General features: G+C 30.2%; 23 protein-coding genes. 7 read left to right on the top strand and 16 right to left on the bottom strand.

Going from position 1 to position 14,392, the window contains the following annotated elements; translation table 4 throughout:
* Positions 1 to 2: 2 nt before the first annotated feature.
* Both GvMRE_RS05075 and rplJ read left to right on the top strand, forming a co-directional pair.
* Positions 3 to 521 (top strand): hypothetical protein, encoded by a 519-nt coding sequence (locus GvMRE_RS05075; protein WP_147410178.1) that lies wholly within the window; start codon positions 3 to 5, stop codon positions 519 to 521.
* Positions 522 to 607: 86 nt separating this feature from the next.
* Positions 608 to 1,096 (top strand): 50S ribosomal protein L10, encoded by a 489-nt coding sequence (gene rplJ, locus GvMRE_RS05080; protein WP_147410179.1) that lies wholly within the window; start codon positions 608 to 610, stop codon positions 1,094 to 1,096.
* 97 nt (positions 1,097 to 1,193) lie between these two features.
* Here the strand turns inward: rplJ and GvMRE_RS05085 are convergent, their stop codons facing one another.
* The 9 genes from GvMRE_RS05085 to rpmG all read right to left on the bottom strand — a co-directional run bounded on the left by GvMRE_RS05085 (position 1,194) and on the right by rpmG (position 5,576).
* A complete protein-coding gene (locus tag GvMRE_RS05085; RefSeq protein WP_147410180.1) occupies positions 1,194 to 1,625 on the bottom strand; it encodes a hypothetical protein in 432 nt (143 codons plus the stop codon).
* Between the two features lie 248 nt (positions 1,626 to 1,873).
* Positions 1,874 to 2,113 (bottom strand): small ribosomal subunit protein uS17, encoded by a 240-nt coding sequence (locus GvMRE_RS05090; RefSeq protein WP_147410181.1) that lies wholly within the window; start codon positions 2,111 to 2,113, stop codon positions 1,874 to 1,876.
* Positions 2,114 to 2,119: 6 nt separating this feature from the next.
* Positions 2,120 to 3,091: an HAD-IIB family hydrolase gene (locus tag GvMRE_RS05095; RefSeq protein WP_147410182.1), complete on the bottom strand. Its 972-nt coding sequence runs from the start codon at positions 3,089 to 3,091 to the stop codon at positions 2,120 to 2,122.
* A gap of 238 nt (positions 3,092 to 3,329) precedes the next feature.
* A complete protein-coding gene (locus GvMRE_RS05100; protein ID WP_147410183.1) occupies positions 3,330 to 3,581 on the bottom strand; it encodes a hypothetical protein in 252 nt (83 codons plus the stop codon).
* Positions 3,582 to 3,765: 184 nt separating this feature from the next.
* Positions 3,766 to 4,362: a hypothetical protein gene (locus GvMRE_RS05105; RefSeq protein WP_147410184.1), complete on the bottom strand. Its 597-nt coding sequence runs from the start codon at positions 4,360 to 4,362 to the stop codon at positions 3,766 to 3,768.
* A 1-nt stretch (position 4,363) separates the two neighbouring features.
* Positions 4,364 to 4,981 (bottom strand): aldo/keto reductase, encoded by a 618-nt coding sequence (locus GvMRE_RS05110; RefSeq protein ID WP_147410185.1) that lies wholly within the window; start codon positions 4,979 to 4,981, stop codon positions 4,364 to 4,366.
* The gene (locus GvMRE_RS13555; RefSeq protein ID WP_172575273.1) at positions 4,966 to 5,115 is read right to left on the bottom strand and encodes a hypothetical protein; all 150 of its coding nucleotides are present in this window, start codon (positions 5,113 to 5,115) and stop codon (positions 4,966 to 4,968) included. Before GvMRE_RS13555 ends, GvMRE_RS05110 begins: the two co-directional genes overlap by 16 nt.
* 12 nt (positions 5,116 to 5,127) lie before the next feature.
* Positions 5,128 to 5,382 (bottom strand): 30S ribosomal protein S16, encoded by a 255-nt coding sequence (gene rpsP, locus GvMRE_RS05115; protein ID WP_147410186.1) that lies wholly within the window; start codon positions 5,380 to 5,382, stop codon positions 5,128 to 5,130.
* Positions 5,382 to 5,576, bottom strand: coding sequence for a 50S ribosomal protein L33 (gene rpmG / locus GvMRE_RS05120; protein ID WP_147410187.1), 195 nt, complete (start codon positions 5,574 to 5,576; stop codon positions 5,382 to 5,384). Before rpmG ends, rpsP begins: the two co-directional genes overlap by 1 nt.
* 68 nt (positions 5,577 to 5,644) lie before the next feature.
* On the opposite strand from rpmG, the gene GvMRE_RS05125 reads away from it, so the two are divergent.
* A complete protein-coding gene (locus GvMRE_RS05125; RefSeq protein ID WP_216361620.1) occupies positions 5,645 to 6,268 on the top strand; it encodes a DNA-3-methyladenine glycosylase in 624 nt (207 codons plus the stop codon).
* Positions 6,269 to 6,317: 49 nt separating this feature from the next.
* Here the strand turns inward: GvMRE_RS05125 and maeA are convergent, their stop codons facing one another.
* Together maeA and GvMRE_RS05135 are read right to left on the bottom strand one after the other, a co-directional pair.
* Complete coding sequence (gene maeA, locus GvMRE_RS05130) at positions 6,318 to 7,805, bottom strand: oxaloacetate-decarboxylating malate dehydrogenase (protein WP_172575274.1); 1,488 nt, start codon at positions 7,803 to 7,805, stop codon at positions 6,318 to 6,320.
* Positions 7,806 to 8,041: 236 nt separating this feature from the next.
* Positions 8,042 to 8,404, bottom strand: coding sequence for a hypothetical protein (locus tag GvMRE_RS05135; protein WP_147410189.1), 363 nt, complete (start codon positions 8,402 to 8,404; stop codon positions 8,042 to 8,044).
* 308 nt (positions 8,405 to 8,712) lie between these two features.
* Between GvMRE_RS05135 and GvMRE_RS05140 the strand changes: the two genes are divergently transcribed.
* The 3 genes from GvMRE_RS05140 to GvMRE_RS05150 all read left to right on the top strand — a co-directional run bounded on the left by GvMRE_RS05140 (position 8,713) and on the right by GvMRE_RS05150 (position 10,393).
* Positions 8,713 to 8,922, top strand: coding sequence for a hypothetical protein (locus tag GvMRE_RS05140; RefSeq protein ID WP_147410190.1), 210 nt, complete (start codon positions 8,713 to 8,715; stop codon positions 8,920 to 8,922).
* Positions 8,923 to 9,118: 196 nt separating this feature from the next.
* A complete protein-coding gene (locus GvMRE_RS05145; RefSeq protein ID WP_147410191.1) occupies positions 9,119 to 9,826 on the top strand; it encodes a nitroreductase family protein in 708 nt (235 codons plus the stop codon).
* 165 nt (positions 9,827 to 9,991) lie between these two features.
* On the top strand, positions 9,992 to 10,393 hold the full coding sequence (locus GvMRE_RS05150; RefSeq protein ID WP_147410192.1) for a transcription antitermination factor NusB: 402 nt from the start codon (positions 9,992 to 9,994) through the stop codon (positions 10,391 to 10,393).
* Positions 10,394 to 10,395: 2 nt separating this feature from the next.
* Here GvMRE_RS05150 and GvMRE_RS05155 read toward each other — a convergent pair whose 3' ends face one another.
* The 4 genes from GvMRE_RS05155 to GvMRE_RS05170 form a co-directional block, all read right to left on the bottom strand.
* Complete coding sequence (locus GvMRE_RS05155; protein ID WP_147410193.1) at positions 10,396 to 10,938, bottom strand: hypothetical protein; 543 nt, start codon at positions 10,936 to 10,938, stop codon at positions 10,396 to 10,398.
* A gap of 11 nt (positions 10,939 to 10,949) precedes the next feature.
* Positions 10,950 to 11,573, bottom strand: a complete 624-nt coding sequence (locus GvMRE_RS05160; RefSeq protein WP_147410194.1) for a CPBP family intramembrane glutamic endopeptidase — start codon at positions 11,571 to 11,573, stop codon at positions 10,950 to 10,952.
* Positions 11,574 to 11,623: 50 nt separating this feature from the next.
* On the bottom strand, positions 11,624 to 12,004 hold the full coding sequence (locus GvMRE_RS05165) for an uL11 family ribosomal protein (RefSeq protein WP_147410195.1): 381 nt from the start codon (positions 12,002 to 12,004) through the stop codon (positions 11,624 to 11,626).
* Between the two features lie 176 nt (positions 12,005 to 12,180).
* Positions 12,181 to 12,651 carry a zinc ribbon domain-containing protein gene (locus GvMRE_RS05170; RefSeq protein WP_147410196.1) on the bottom strand — a complete coding sequence of 157 codons (471 nt, stop codon included), beginning with the start codon at positions 12,649 to 12,651 and terminating at the stop codon, positions 12,181 to 12,183.
* Between the two features lie 37 nt (positions 12,652 to 12,688).
* Here GvMRE_RS05170 and rpsB point away from each other — a divergent pair, with 37 nt between their 5' ends.
* Positions 12,689 to 13,519 carry a 30S ribosomal protein S2 gene (gene rpsB / locus GvMRE_RS05175; protein WP_147410197.1) on the top strand — a complete coding sequence of 277 codons (831 nt, stop codon included), beginning with the start codon at positions 12,689 to 12,691 and terminating at the stop codon, positions 13,517 to 13,519.
* A 256-nt stretch (positions 13,520 to 13,775) separates the two neighbouring features.
* Here rpsB and nusG read toward each other — a convergent pair whose 3' ends face one another.
* Positions 13,776 to 14,252 (bottom strand): transcription termination/antitermination protein NusG, encoded by a 477-nt coding sequence (gene nusG / locus GvMRE_RS05180; protein WP_172575275.1) that lies wholly within the window; start codon positions 14,250 to 14,252, stop codon positions 13,776 to 13,778.
* Between the last annotated feature and the right edge of the window lie 140 nt (positions 14,253 to 14,392).

A 14,392-nucleotide genomic window follows, 5' to 3' on the forward strand; every position in this document is an offset into this window, starting at 1 on the left:
ATATGGAAAAATGAGAATGAGTCGACTGATTAGATAAGGGAGAAATCCGCTTAACCGACACTCTACTTGTTGATATTAAAAAAGAAAAGAGTTATTACGGCAACACTTTTTTTGTTCTTCATTTAGTAAAAGGTAACGAAACTTACGAAGTTATTGCCTTTGTGGGAAAAGAAGAAATAACTAGTTTAGAAGAGAGAATTGAAAGAAAATTAAATTCGCTCGCTAATGTTAAAAATCTCATCAGAAAGCAATGAGAAGATAACATTGAAATAATGGAACAATTAGCAAAATTAGAAGAACAGGTAGCATTAATTAAACAAAAGTTGAAAGAAAACACTATTATTGATGAAAGACAAAAAAGTCGTATTCAGAGAGAAAAAGAAAGAATAGAAGAAAGATTAAATAAGTACAGTCAGTTGAAAGCAGATAATTATTACCATTTTCATCTTAAAATGAGAGAGAGAAAAGGAGATACTTATTATGTTTTATTAGATTTCCAAGAAGCAAATAGGAAAAACTAGAAAGCATTTTTTTAATCTTCCATGGCCATAGCCTTATCTAAACTAATTATGATTTTTGTTTAGTCATATTAAAATTTATTATATATATGCAGTCAATTATTATCCAAAAGGAAAAAATAGTTCGGGAAATCCAGACTAATCTCCAAAATGCAAAAGCAGTCATCTTCTATGATTTTCACAATATCGACAGCGAAAGCCTCTTTATTCTAAGAAAAGATTTAAAAAAAACAGGCGGGTTTTGAAAAGTTTACAAAAACACTTTAATTAAACGAGCATTAACTAGCAAAAAGGATTTAGAATTCCAACAAGCAAACGCTTTAATTTTTTGCCAAAAAGACGAATACGAACCTCTAAAAATCTTAAATAAATTTGATCAAGAAAATTTTGAGAAGAGCAAAATTAAAGGTGGTTGATATGAAGAAGACTATGTTTCTGGGAAAATTTTGACTGAATGAGCAAAGTTACCTAGTAAGACAGAATTATTACAAACTCTTTGCTATTATCTTCAATGACATTTACGAAAACTAACTTATTTGCTAGAAGAAATTCAAAAAAAGAAAGAGAAGCAAAGTTAAATTAAATAAAAAGTTAAAGGGTGGTTTTTTTGTTTAGTTTTCAACATGTTTTTTAAAATTCTTGAATAATTTATTGTCTTGGCTGAAAAATCAAAGTTTATTGCTTATGATGCTCATAAACCTGATTAATCGGAGCCAGAGCATCAGGAGAACTTATTTTAGCAAATTCGTCCGCCAAATTATCAGGATGTATTTTTTCAAGACAAGATTTTATTCCCTCTTCACGGCTGGTTAAATTTTCTTTTCCTTTGGCAATCAATAACAATTCCGCCCCTTCATAATTCAAAAATTCACTGGTAGCGAGAGGAATAAAAGAATAATTAGCAAATTTAGTTTGTAAAGAGGAAGGGAATTTAACTTTTTGCCTTTCGGTTAATCCTACTCCTGGGGGTGTGGCGGCTTGGGGATTTTTAATATTAATCAAATAATCATCTTCCTTTTGGAGATTAAATCCTTCTTGAATTTCTTTAACCTGCGAAGGAATAGTTAATCGATAAATAAAATGGGTGTGGTTATTATGACTAACCAATAAATATTTTCCGGCTCCGAGGCAATGAGCAACTGGTAAAACTCGTTCTCCCTTCGTTTTGGTTGAATAATGTTTTTCATTTAACGTTGATAATAAATCCTCTTTATTATTTTTAATTTATTTTGACAATTGTCATCGCACCTTTTCTTTTTCATTCCTAATTCTTGGGCTGTTTTCTCAAATATTATAAAATTTAGAATTTTCTCAATTACATTATTGCTCCTTAACACAATAGTGACATATTTTTATTACGCTTTTTCCACTTTTTCAATCACTAAAAATCTCTTGGTTTTAGAATAAGGTCGGCTATTTTTAATGACTACTTTATCGCCAATTTTAAGAGAAAAATCTTCATTATGTACGGTTTTTCTATCTTTGATTTTAAGAACTTTTTGATATTTAGGATGGCGACGATGAAAAATTAATTCTACTTTCACTGTTTTATCCTGTTTTGATTTAATTACTGTTCCAGAAAATACTTTGTTCATATATAATTATTTTTTCTTTTTTTCTGTGCCAACATTCAAAGAAAGATTAAAATATTTAATCAAATAATCTCCTACTCCTCCTTCGTAGTTTTTTTTTTCAGTAATATCTTTTGCCAAAGTTTTTAAATAAGTTTCAGCATTTGCCACTACTACTCCTCATCCTACGTTTCTAATCATGTCAATATCATTTTCGCTATCGCCAAAAGCGATAATATTCTCCATAGGAATATGATAGCCTTTTTTTCCGGCTATTTCTTTTACAGCTTCGTATTTGTCTGCTAACTTTGAGCGAATGCGAATTACTATTCTTTCAAGGTCAGGAACAAGGGTAGGAGATTCAGGATTTTTCGGATCTTTTTTTAACTTGTTGACAACATCAAAATAAATAGAAGCATGATATTTTCTGCGTAAAGTAGCAATAATTTCATTAAGTTTTTTTTCTTTATTTTCAAATTCCAAAATTAACTGCAAAGCATCTTTTTTTCCTAAACTCTTTAAGATATCTTTGGTATGGATAAATTTATTCTTGTTGAATCAAACTTCATGTCAATAAATATCCTTGTCTTCAGTGCAAATTATTTCGCGGTCGTTGCTATCTACTAAAGCATCTATCAAGTTGTCTTTAATTACTTTTTCTTTCATGACATCTTTAATTACTTTGTTAGATATATGGTTAGTTTTAAGGGTCTCCGACTTTTCGCCGGATTTTTCTTTGCTTGGGTTATTAATATAGGCTCCGTTGTAAGTTGCCATCAAAGTATCTAATTTTAATTCTTCATAATAACGGAGAGCAGATAAATAGTTGCGACCAGTAGCAATACAAACTTTATGACCCAGTTTGTGTAAATGAGTAAGGACTTTGTGGTTTAATTTGTTAAAAGTACGAAAATCTTTATCTAAAGTAGTACCGTCTAAATCGATTAAAATTAATTTTTTTTTAGTTGTTTGGATATCTTTTTTTATTGCTTTCTCTGCCATACTTATATTTTTATGACCTTGGCAGGTTAAAAAAAACAAATATAAACGTTAGAGGAGCGCATTTTTTGATGCTAGCCATTTTGGCAATAGTCATGTTCGGTGATTTTTTTAGTCACATTTATAATAAACGATGAAATGATTAAACTTGCTTAAAAATTCTTTGTCGTTCCAAGTTTTCATTATTTCTTATGATAAACTCTTTGTAAAGAATCCGTGGTTTTTTCAGTTAACCATATTATTATTTTTTTGTTTTTTGACAATTTTGACAAATAAATCGTGGTTCTCTCCAAGGAGTTCACATATATTTCATTACTCTCTTAAATTTGTTATCTAGTTTTTTGTCGCAAACTTTACACTTGCTTTTCATTACTGTTTTATAAGCATAATTATAAGAGTAAACAATGAAAAATAATGCAACAAGAATAACAATAACTACTAAAATAAAAAAGCCTTTTTTTAGTGAAATGTTTGTCGGTATTTTGGTTGGCATGGCATGACTAATTTATTTTTAGTTATTCCTATGACAAAACATTTATCATAGGTAAAAATTTGTTGTTTTTGTTTAATTGACTTTTTAATTTGCCAGCGAAAGCAGGAAAAAGTGGAAGCAAGAATGAAGCGAGTGCAAAAAGGAAAGAAAAGTAGGATTTCAGTTTTGGAGGAAATGGGAGATATTAAAAAAGACCAAAAAAGCCAATAGTAGCAAATAAGCAAATCATTACTAAAGATAAAATTAGTGAAAATAATAATTTGGACCCGTTTACTCCCCATCATGAAATTTCTTTAATATACTCTTTTTCCTTAACTAGTTTTAACCCTTTCAAAAACACAGAAAAATTAACCTCAAAATCTTCTTCACAAACGGATAATTTTCCTGATAGTCTTTTCTTTTTTTGGTTATTTATTAAAACAACTTCTTTTATTCGATAGTTTTCTCCATTCAAAGAAAAGTTTCTATTTACAACTATTTGCAAAAATTCTTTGCTAGAAATATTTATTTTGCTTAGTTTAGCAAACAAGCATTCTAAAAAAAACACCAAACAAAAAAAAATCATTATTTTCACTAATAAAAAAAGTATTATTTTGACAATTCCTTTATTTGGGAGTAACTTATTAATTATGCCTAAAATACGGACATTTCAATTAGTATCAACAGTAGTATTTAGAGTATAAGTAAAACCTAAAACCAAGTAAACAGATAAATAAATAATTGCCCTTGGTCAAATAGTTAGTTTTTTAATAAGAAATAATTTTCAGCAAGGGAGTTTCATTTTAAAAATTATTGAATTTTACATAAGGAAGTAAATGATTTTGGCGAAAAGCGGGATGAAGTTCTATTTGGTTAACCATAGGCTTAATTTCACAATTAGCCAATAATTCGTCTAAATGTTTCGGTTCAAAGTTGCTGACCCCAATCGCTTTTAATTTGCCTTCCCGATAAGCCTCCTCCAAAGCCTTTCAAGCCTCTAATCTTTTTTGTGGCACGGGTCAGTGAATTAAGCATAAATCCAAATAATCAGTTTGAAAGTTTGCTAGCATTTGGTCGATAGTTTTTTTAGCGGTATTATATTCGCATTGGTGAGTATTCAGTTTAGAAACTAAAAATACTTCTTGGCGAGGAACACCACTATCTTTGACCGCTTGCCCTATCATTTTTTCGTTGTTATACATTTGAGCACTATCAATTAAACGATATTCTTGTTGTAAAGCATATTGAACGGCTTGCTTGTCTCGCTGATAATTAGTCAGATTTCAACTTCCTAAACCAAATAGCGGGATTATTATTCCATTGCTTAAAGCAATTTTTTTTTTGGAGAATATTCATATTTTTATCTTTTGGTGGTTCTTTATTATTATTTTTTGGATTATTAGAGTTATCGGTTGGCTCATTTGGCTTTGTTGGAGATGAGGAAGTTGGTTTTTTCTGACGATAATTTACCAAAATGATAATTACTAATATTCCTATTACCAGCAAACAAGTCAACAAAATTATTTTTTTGGTTCTTTTCACAATTACTCCTCAAAACTTTTATGTGTTATAAATATTTCTTAATTAATTCTTCTGTTGCTTCGGTAGGTTGTGCTCCTCTTTTTAATCATTTTTTAATATTTTCCTTATCTTTGTCTTTTAAATTGAACTCTATTTTTTTGGTTCTTGGATTATAATGACAACTGCCTAATTCTTCTAAATATTTTCCTGTATCTCGTGGTTTACGACTGTCTACGGCAATAATTCGATAAGAACGCTGGTGTTTTTTCCCCCTTTGAGTCAGGCGAATTTTAACAACCATTATTTAACCGCTCCCTCCTTATGAGATTGAGTTTTTTGGCAAAATTTACAATATTTTCGCAAATTTAACTTTAAGTTTTGTGTTTGTATTCCTTTAGTCTTAGTCGTGCGGTAATTTCGGTGGGTAATTTTTTTTTTAGTTAAGCACTCTTGGCAAACCAAGGAAATATCGCTCTTAGATTTTTTTTTCGCCATTTAATAATATTTTTACTAACTTTTTTCAAAACTTAATTTTGCTGGTAAAAAATACAAAAATTCGATTTTTGGATAAAAACAAAATAATCATGCGTATCACTGACCCTAACTTTTTCACCATTAACGCGGTTGAATTAGCCCAAAAATTGCTTGGAAAAATATTGGTAAGAAATATTAATGGTAAACTTATCAAAGTTAAAATTGTCGAAACTGAAGCTTATATCGGAAAAATTGACCGGGCTTGCCATGCTCACCAAGAAAATAAGTCAAAATGAAAAGCTGCTGCCTTATATAATCATGGTGGTTGTGCTTATATTTACCTTATCTACAATACTTATTATTGTTTTAATATTGCTTCTTCAGTAAAAGGAGACCCGCAAGGAGTATTAATCCGAGCAGCTGAACCACTGGACCATCACACTATTCCAGTTCACTCTCTTCATGATGAAAGAAAAAAATTCCACTATTACACCAATGGCCCTGGTAAATTATGCCGAGCATTAAATATTGATATAAGTCTTAATCATATTGACTTAACTGCTAGTGATTTAATTTATTTAGAAGACGGATCAGAACTCAGTGAAGAGGAGATTATTACCACCAAGCGGGTCAATATTGATTACGCAGGAACCGATAAAGACCGTTTATGAAGATTTTATATAAAAAATAATCCATTTGTTTCCCGAAAATAATTTTAGTAAATATTCGTAAAGAATTATTCCAGTTCCTTTTTATGATAAGTTATTTAGTTTGTTTGATTATAATAGCAATTTGTTTACTAATTATTTGAATTCTAGTTAAATTAGGATAAAGACAATTTTCTTTTTTTTCTGTCTCGTTTAAACTTTCGGCTAAACTTTTGGCAGCAACATAAATTAAGGAATCAGTGATTGTTTTTGTTTTGGATAGTAAAACACCTAATTCTAAACCAGGAAAAATGTACATATTATTTGCTTGATTATTTTTATGAACTTTGCTGCTAGAAGGAAAAATATAATCGGGAAAATCTGTCCCTGAAGCAAAAATTGCTTGACCATTAGTGTGTTTTGTGGCTTCAGCAAAGGTACATTCTGCATTAGTTTGAGGGTTAGAAAGAGCAAAAATGATGGGTTTTTGGTTATATTTTGCCATTAATTGTAAAACTTTTGGCGTAAAAATTCCTTTTCTTCCGCTTAATCCAATGAGAATAGTAGGCTTAACATAATCAATTATTTTGCTGAGTTTTTGGTATTGCTTACCCTCATTATCTTTCCGAGCAAAAAAAATTTTGTGTTTGGCCAGTTTGTCTCCGCGACCTTCAGTAATTAGTCCTTTGCTGTCTACCATTCAAATTAACTTTTTCACCTCCTTTGATGTTAAATTGTATTCGTTTTGGAAGTAAATCAATAACATTCTTGCTACCCCTATACTTGCACTGCCTGCTCCTACCAATAATACTCGATGTTGCGTGGGTAAAATTTTAGTTTTTTTTAGGGCATTAATCAGTCCTGCTAAAACCACAGCACTGGTTCCCTGAATATCATCGTTAAAGCAAAGATATTTATCTCGATAACGTTCTAGCATTCCCAAAGCATGTTTAGTCTGAAAATCTTCAAAATGAATTAATATTTGAGGGAAGCTTTTGGTTAATGCTTTTAATAAATTATCTATGGCTTGGTAAAAATTTTTTTCATTTGGTCTTTTTTGTTTTAATCCTGGATAAAAGGGGTCTTGTAAATTCTTTGGATTATCAGTTCCACAGTCAAACATAATTGGCAAAATTTTCTCTGGGGCAATTTTAGAAAAAATACTTAGTAATTGGGATTTTCCTCAACAAATAGGAAAACCACTAATTCCTAAATCCCCTAAGCCTAAGACTCGCGAACCGTCAGTTAAAATAGCAATTTGCGGTACACCGAACTTTTTTTTGTAATCAGTGAAAATTTTGTCAAGATTAGGCATATCTTCCGAGTTAACAATTAATCCTTCTTGTGGCAAAAAAGGAACCAGGGAAGAATAATTTAAGCAAATTTCCCCAATAGTAGGAGTATAAATTAAAGGCAATAATTTTTTGGGATTGTCGAGCACTAATTGTGAAAATAAATTAAAATCGTTTTTTTTTAATCAGGCTAAGAGGAGATATTTATCAACAACATTTTTTCTTTTTTCTAATTGTTCAGTAATTTGTCTTGGAAGACTGCTAACCGAATTGATAGTTTTTTTAGTTTTAACATTGCTTTTTTTTTTCATTATTTTGTGCGTATTAATCAGCGTCATTATTTTCTCCTATTTATTTTGAAATTTTACCAATCTCTCGATAATTTGTCGCTCGATTTGCACGATTTTCCGAGAACATTTTTGAATTTCATTTCAAGACCACGTAGCCAAATCCTCACGAGAACGTAAAGACGACTGAAATTCAACCAAAAGTTCTCTCAGCAGGCAATTTAAACATACCACATTTATATCTTCTTTTGCAATTTTTATTATTCTTCTCTATTAATAACTTTTTCTTCTTTGCTGGAAATATTTTCCTGAGAAGTGTCTGGTCTATTAGGTTTTTTGATTTTTAATTTCTTTTCCCTGTCTGTATTAATTAGTAAATATTGAGCAGACGATTGTTGAAGAATTTTTTCCACTTGCCGAACATTTTCAGAACCAATTGCTAGATGAAGCAATAAGTAGTTTTTTACCTCAACAGGTCAAACAAATTTCTCAGTTTCTAAACTTTTTACTTCTAATTTTTGTGGTTCCAAATTTTGAATTTTCTTTACCAAATTTGTTTTTGTTTGCTCTTCTGGACCCGAAAATAAACACAATAATTCGTAATTATGAACATTTTTTTTCATAAGTTATTTTTAACGGAATTTAGCCTGTTTTATTATTGTCCACATGAGAAAAGTATGAGCGAATGCAAAAAAGTCGGAAAGAATTCTGCTAATGATTGGCTAAGCCTCAGAATATTTAACTTGCCAACAGAACTAGCCAAAAAATTGAGGTAATCAGTGAATTGTCAAGAAATTCTCAAAAAAGAAAACATTCTTCGTTTACTTTTCCATTAAAAAAACCTAAAACTTCTCATAATCTGAAAAATTGCCGGAATTTTTTTGCTTCTGGTAAAAAATTTTTCTGGAGACAAAAAAGATTAATATAAAGTATGAAAAAAAAAATTTACCAAAAAAATATTCGCAAACATTTAAGGTGAAAAAACTTCGATTTTGACTTGTATTTTTTTCAATGTTGTTACTTAGTTTGCTTGATTTTTCTTAGTGCTTTACTTTTTAGTCTCATTTTTGCTAAACTAGAAAAAAAGTTTGATTTGCGTGACAGCCCTGCTTCTGTGTTTGAAGAAATTAGTAAGCCTTAAAGGATTAAATTAAGGAAAGCACGATACTAATCTTTTGTTTTTTTACTTTAAATGATTTGTCAAAAATTATTGTTTCATTACTAAATTTCACGTTAGTATTATTTCTAAAGAGGAAAAAAATAAGAATTTATAAAAACTTAAAAATTATACCTAGTAAGCATAATAACTACTACTCTCCTTAAATAAAAACTTCTTAATGAATAAAAACAGTGAACTTAAAAAAAACCGACTAAACCTACAAGAATCACCTGACAGTTTTCAAATTCTCACTAATATTATTTCCCAAAGAAAAGCCATTCGTGAATATAATTCCCAAAAAATCCCTGCTGAATTAGTAGAAAAAGTGATTAAAATTGCCTGCCGAGCTCCTTCTTGGTATGGCTTAGAACCCTGATTTATTTTAGTAGTTAGCAAACAAAAAATCAAGCAGGAGTTATACCCATTTTTTCACCAACAAAAACAAGTTATTGATTGCTCCCATCTTTTTCTAATTTTAAGTTATCGCGGAGAAGCATTTAATTGAGAAACTGATTTGTTTAAAAAGAAAGTGTTTTGTAAATATAATCGCTTAACTGAAGAAACTTACTCAGAATTTTGTCAAAAGTCTTTATCTCTATTTAATCCTGATAAGCCAAAAAAAATTAGTATTTGAGCGAAACAGCAATGTTTTATTTTGCTGCAAAATTTTCTCTTACTTTGAACCAGTTTAAATATCGCTACTTCTCCTATGGGAGGATTTCAGGAAAAAGAAGTAATTAATTATTTAGAAAAAAAAAATTTAATCCCTGCTGGGTATTATAACTTGGCAATGAGCTTTGCAGCTGGCTTTCCTTTGGATGTTGAGTTATGAAAAAAAGAAGTTCAAGAAAAAGATTGAAAGAAGAGATTCAAGGTTCTTGAATAATAATTTTCACGAGGATACAGGTTTAGCACCAAACTCTACCGGATTATGTCCTTATTTTTAATAAAATGAATTTTCGTCTGAACGGTCTCAAAAAAGAATCTTCGTTTTGTGATTTTTGTTAATATTTTTAGCATTTGTTTTAAAAAATGAAAATAAAGTCTTTTAATGTCTTCATATGCTTCTTTCTTTCTTGATAAACAAAAAATTGCCCTGCTTTATAAATACTACCTTCTGGGTGATTTAAGTTGATTAGAATTAGCCAAAGACCAAGCCCAAACTGAAAAACAAAAAACTAAAATTGCTTGGTTTTTATCTTGCCAAGAAAAAGAAAAATATCTAATCACACAAATAGAAAGTAAATTAAAAGCAAATTGAAGTTTTTCTCGTTTGCTTCCTCTGGAAAAGGCAGTGCTAGTTTATGCTACTTATGAAATATTTTTTACCGAAGAGATTTTTATCCCTGCTTTTATTAACCAAATTATTGATTTTAGCAAAAGATATTTAGAGGAAGACAAATACAAATATATTAATAAAGTATTAGATTTAATATACAAGTCCAAGCAATAAATTTACTTTCAGCCAAAAGGAAAATACCAACCAACACAAGTATTACAGTAAAGAAGCCAAAATCACAAGCAAAAAAAACCAGTACCAACTAATTTTATTTTAACTAAATCTTTTTCAATAATTGCCATATTAGTTTCTCCACTTTGAGACTGTAATAATTCTTTTTTACGATACTTTCCAGCCTGCCACTTACAAAGAAAATATAAAAGAAAAAGAAAATAAGTTAGCCAAGGGACACGATTGTAGGAAATAGAGTCATAAATTTTGGGAGAAATTTCTCTTAGCCAGTAGTGGTATCCTTTCGGAAATTTATCAATATTATGAAAAGGAAAATACAAAAATCCTACAGTTAAAAAAATATAACTCAATAAAGTTCACTTAATAAAGGAAAAAGCAAAATCTTTTTTAGTAGAAAAATAAAACTTTCGAAAGTAAAAAAACCGGCAAATAAAAAAAATAATCAAAGGAACTCAAAGCAAAAAATTCATGGTATATTTTGGGTAGCGAGTTTTACCTAATCATTGAGGATAGAAGTACTGAAACATATTTTAAATTTTTAAAACAAAGGGAAATTCGGACTAATCAAAACTATTCCAATAAACAAAATATTCACTAAAGAATGTAAAATAATAGGGTAGGCCAAGTTTCAATTACTTTTTTTGTAAATTCAAATAAAACCAACTGTTGCCACAGAATATTGAACAAAAAGAGAAACAAAATTTTCTCCTCGAACTTGCCAATGAGCCAAAATAAAAGTAAAATAGGAAAGTAAATAAGAAAAAGGATTATTCTTGCCTAAAATCTTAAAAATAAAAAAACGATAAAGACACTCCTCAATTATAGGAGCAATAACACAAGAAGCCAAAATTATTGGCAATAGTCCCAAAAATCCTTTCGCCTCGGTAATTAACTGGACCAGTTTTTCAATTAACTTGGCTCGTAAAGGTAAGTGAGAAAAAGATAAAAGTCATTTAATAAAAAAGTGAATCAAAGCCATTACCAAAAGAAAAATCCCGGTTTGACGAAAAATTTGCTTTTTTTCTTTTCGTAACGAAAGCCAAATCTGTTTTCCTTGACAACGAAAAGCCCAGTAAACTATTAAAATTGTTATCCACCATCATTTTCGGAGAGGGTAAAAATATCTTTCTGCCAGTTCTTTAACTTTTTCCCAGTTTTCCATGTTGTTTTTGGTAATTTACAAAATAATTTGCAAGTTCTTAACTTTTTAATTTAGTGCTCGATTTTGATACCAGCACTTCTTGCTGTTCCCGCAATGGTTTTTTGAGCTTTTTCTAAGTTGTCTGTATTTAAATAAGGCAGTTTCATTTCTGCTATTTTTTTTAGTTCCTCTTGGCTAATTGTTTTTTTCTCACCGGCTGCTCTTTTAATTAAGTCAGAAGTTACTCTGCCTTTAACATCAAATTTAAAATTTCCATCAGAAAAAACTTTAATTTTCACATTAACTATTTTTCAACTCTCTATTTCCTTGGTTTCGTTGTTGAATTCTTGACAAAAACGACCCATTATTTTTCCTAAAGAAGCTAGTTTTTGTCCTGGTCTTGCTTGCCCACAAGGTAATTGAAAACTACTTTTTCGTAATTTTTTTTGCATATTAAATATTTTTAATGCTTACTTTTTATTTCTTTTCACTATCAGAATAAAATTTTTAATCCTTTCCTTTTCACTTAATTTCCCAATGAACTACTCCCCACTTAGTCTTTACAGATTTGAAGTTGGGGGTTTCGTGGGATAACTAGCCATAAAGACTAGCCATGAGCCGCACAAGGCTATATCCGCTCAGCGGACAAAGTTCCTAGCCTTTTAGGAGCAAACTTTCCTAATCCTAATTGCTTTTGTGCTTTTCAAAGGATATTCCGAGAAGCATTTACATCTCTGTCTAAAATATTATCGCATTTGGGATTAGAGCAAATAAAAATTTCCTCTTCCTTTAATCCTTTATTTATTTCTCCACACTTATAACACCTTTTACTAATATTATAAGCACTAATTAATTCACACCACTTACCAGTTTCCTTCACTTTGTAAGTGGTAAAAAAGAATAATTGACCTCAACAAGATTTTAGAATGCCGTCTCGCGTTCATTTGTCGACCTTTTTGTTTTTCTTGCTAACCATTTTAGCAGGATTTAACTTTTCAAATGCTAATAAGTCGTTTTTATTTACTAGTTTACGAGAAAGTTTATGATTTCTATCTTTAACGTTTAAATACTCAATTGTTTTTTTCTTGTGTAGACCCAAAATGCGATATTATGTAAAAACTCTCTAAAAATATTATATGAATATTGAGAAAGAAAGTCTTTTAAAAGTTGGCATACAATTTGGTAATTTAACTCAACGCTGAAATCCAAAAATGGAACCCTATATTGCTAGGAAAAGTGGGAAACTACATCTCCTTGATGAGCAAAAAATTATTGAAAGTTTTTCCTATGTTAAAAGCCAACTCGAAAAAATGATTGAAGAAGACAATATAACAGTTCTATTTGTAGGAACTGCTCCTGATTTAGCGGAAATTACGAAGCAAGCAGCGATTAGTTGTCAGTCTCCGTATCTGGTGCATCGTTGACCAGGAGGATTTTTAACTAATTTTCACACTATTCAAAGGTCAATAGGGCATTTAAAAAGTTTACTTGCTTTCCGACAATCAGAAAGTTTCGCTACTTTGTCTAAAAGAGAACAGTCTGAATTGGAAAGAAAAATCAACAAGTTAAAAAAAGTTTATGAAGGAGTACTTGATTTGCCAAAAAATGGATGGTTTGATTATTTTCAAGGCGAAAAGCGAATCAATGTTTTACTGTTTATTGTTTGATTAAAAAAGGAGAAAACAGCTCTTAGAGAAGCCAAAAGTTTAGGTGTTCCGGTTATGGCAATTTGTAACACTAGCGATGACCCTACTTTAATTGACTACATAATTCCTGGTAATATAGCAGTTGCTAAAAATAAGGAAGAAAGCAAAAAAGCAGAGCGTGCTCAATATTTAATTAATGCTGTCGCTGAGGTTATTCAGGAAAGTAAAATCCGCAAGGATGCTAAATTATCTTCTGAGGAGAGTGAAACCATAGAAAAAACAGAAAAATTGATTTCTCCCAAGGAAACAAACAGAGTTTAATTTTTTTTTTATTAAAGCAAAAAAGATTTGTCCCCGAATTGGCAAAGTTGGGCTAAAAATAACCAAGACTACGAAGAAATATAACATAACTCTTGCCGATTGAGAAAAAATAAAAGTGATTTACAAGAATAAAAGAAGACTTAACCCAGGATGTCCTTTTAAAACTCAAAAAAAAGATTAAGAAATTGCTAAATTAGAGCAAGAAAAAGCAAATATGAAGTCTCCCAAATTCTTCGTTATAGGAAACAAAAAATAACTAACTTTTTTTTACTCTTAGACAATCAGTTACCAAAACTTTGACTGGACTCAAGCGACCAAGAAAATTAACGTTAATAGTAATTAAATCTCCTCCTTCTGGCTCAATTTCAGTAATTTCTCCCTGACAACCTTCGTAAACTCCCCGAATAACTTTTATTAACTCTCCGCGTTTAAAGTTGCCGGTTTCTTTCTGACCAATTTCTCCTTTTTCGGCTTTTTGGAGCAAAGTTAAAAACTCAGAGGCTTTTTGAGGGGATAAAGGTTCAGGCAAGATTTTCACACCAGGAATAGTATGAACCACTTGAATTAATTCTTCATCCAAAACACAATGGCAAAAAATATATCCAGGGAGCAAACTTTTTTCTTTTGTAGATTGGGGAATAAAACGTAAATCAGCAACCTTTTCTTGGATATTAGTTTTTTCTAATTCATTTTTAATTTTGACAATCACTTCTCTTTCTTTACCACTACGCACTAATAATATGTATCAAAAATAATTTAACTTCATCTAATAAACGAACAATAGACATTTTTTTGCTTTATAACCACAACAATTAATCGCCATGGCTAATTTTCTATTTTGCCTATATTTGTTTTTTAACGACTATCGGATAA

This window comes from endosymbiont GvMRE of Glomus versiforme (genome assembly GCF_003546845.1).